This is a genomic window from Saccharopolyspora sp. (assembly GCF_017434145.1).
In the GTDB taxonomy this organism is placed as follows: Bacteria; Actinomycetota; Actinomycetes; order Mycobacteriales; family Pseudonocardiaceae; genus Saccharopolyspora_C; species Saccharopolyspora_C galaxeae.
In genome coordinates this window covers 1-1,758 of record NZ_JAFRFW010000065.1, presented here as the reverse complement: position 1 = coordinate 1,758, position 1,758 = coordinate 1, and the positions used below count along the sequence as shown (strand labels likewise).

Here is a 1,758-nt window from a genome sequence, read left to right as displayed (position 1 = left end):
GGGAACGCGCTTCCGCACCGGTGCGGCTGGTGATCCGCGGGCCTGCGCCCGCCGGGCTCCGCGTGCGCGACATCGAGCTTGCGGTGGGCGCGCCGGTGCTCGCGGTGCTGCGAACGCAGGCGGGTCTGCCGGGAACCGTCGACAAAGCGGGACTGTGCGGGACGCGGGCGAGCAGCCGGGGAGCGACGGCCAGAGCAGCGGCGGACGTCCTCGAGACCTTGGATGATCAGCGAGCCCCGGAACGGGTGGCGTCATGAACACCGACTTGATCGAGCGGGTGCGCAACCGCCTCGCTGGCGGCGGCACGCCGGTGAGCCCTTCGGCGGTGGCGGCCGCGGTGCGCGAGGAAGCGGGCGGTCCGGTGGCGGACGCCGACCTGCTCACCGCTTTGCGGTCGCTGCAACAAGAATTCCTCGGTACCGGCGTGGTCGAGCCGCTGCTGCGCGATCCGGAAGTCACCGACGTACTGGTGACCGCACCGGACGAGGTCTGGGTGGACCGCGGCGACGGGTTGTGCCGCTCCGCGGTGACGTTCTCGGACGAGGAGGCGGTCCGCAGGCTCGCGCAACGGCTCGCCGTGGCCACCGGCAGGCGGTTGGACGAAGCGCAACCGTGGGTCGACGGCTGGCTTCCCGGAGCCGGTGCGGGCGAAGCGGTCCGGATGCACGCGGTGCTGCCGCCGATCGCCGTGAACGGGACGTGCTTGTCGTTGCGGATTCTGCGGCCCGCCTCGCACGGGGTGGATGCGCTGCTGCGGATGGGCACGTTCTCGCCGGAACTGGGCGCGGTGCTGCGCTCGATCGTGCGGGCGAGGCTGGCCTTGCTCGTGACCGGCGGCACCGGCGCCGGGAAGACGACCCTGCTGGCCGCGCTGCTCGGCGAGGTTTCCGCGGCTGAGCGGATCGTCTGCGTGGAGGAAGCGGGTGAGCTCCGCCCGCGGCATCCGCACGTCGTCCGGCTGCTGACCCGGCCCGCGAACGTGGAGGGAGCCGGTGAGGTGCGGATGCGGGATCTGGTGCGGCAGTCCCTGCGGATGCGCCCGGACCGGTTGATCGTCGGCGAGGTGCGCGGCGCGGAGGTGTGCGAACTGCTCGCCGCGTTAAACACCGGCCACGAAGGCGGCGGAGGGACCGTGCACGCCAACTCCCCGGAAGAAGTTCCGGCCCGGATGGAGGCCCTGGCCGCGCTGGGCGGTATGGCCCGGGAGGCGTTGCACAGCCAGCTGGCCGCCGCCGTGCAGGTGGTGCTGCACGTGCGCCGCAGCGCCGATCGCGGCAGGCAGTTGGCCGCGATCGGTGTGTTGCGGCGGGATCGGGACCGAGTGTCGGTCGTGCCGGCCTGGCGGTGCGGCGACGGTTGGCTCGAGGGGCGTTCGGAACTCGCCGGGCTGATCCGTTCGCGGGGAGGTGCGGCGCTGTGCTGACTCTGCTGCTTCCTGCCGCGGCGCTGCTCGGATGGCCGGACCTGCGAGCGCACCACCGACTGCTACCCAGGCGTGAAGTTTCGCTGCCGCACCGGAATCCGGTTTCGTCGTTGCGGATCGGCGCGGTTCCGGCCGCCGCGCTGCTCGGACTGCTGCTCGCCGGTGTCGGCGGATTGCTGGCGGCGAGTGCGCTGACCGCGCTCGGCGTGTGGTGGTGGCGTACCCGCGGCGGGTACCGCCTGCGGTTGCAGCGCTCGGCGGCGCTGGCGGCCGGATTCCGGTTGCTGGTCGCCGAGCTTCGAGCGGGGTCGCACCCGGCCGCCGCCGCGGAAGGG

General features: G+C 73.3%; 1 protein-coding gene and 2 pseudogenes. All 3 read left to right on the top strand.

Annotation, left to right across the window (positions count from 1 at the left end; genetic code table 11):
• Window positions 1–257, top strand: a pseudogene (locus IJH84_RS01685) (hypothetical protein); the annotation flags it as partial.
• Window positions 254–1,423: a TadA family conjugal transfer-associated ATPase gene (locus tag IJH84_RS01680; protein ID WP_295139443.1), complete on the top strand. Its 1,170-nt coding sequence runs from the start codon at window positions 254–256 to the stop codon at window positions 1,421–1,423. The pseudogene IJH84_RS01685 and the gene IJH84_RS01680, both read left to right, overlap by 4 nt.
• Window positions 1,417–1,758: pseudogene (locus tag IJH84_RS01675) on the top strand (secretion system protein); the annotation flags it as partial. The gene IJH84_RS01680 and the pseudogene IJH84_RS01675, both read left to right, overlap by 7 nt.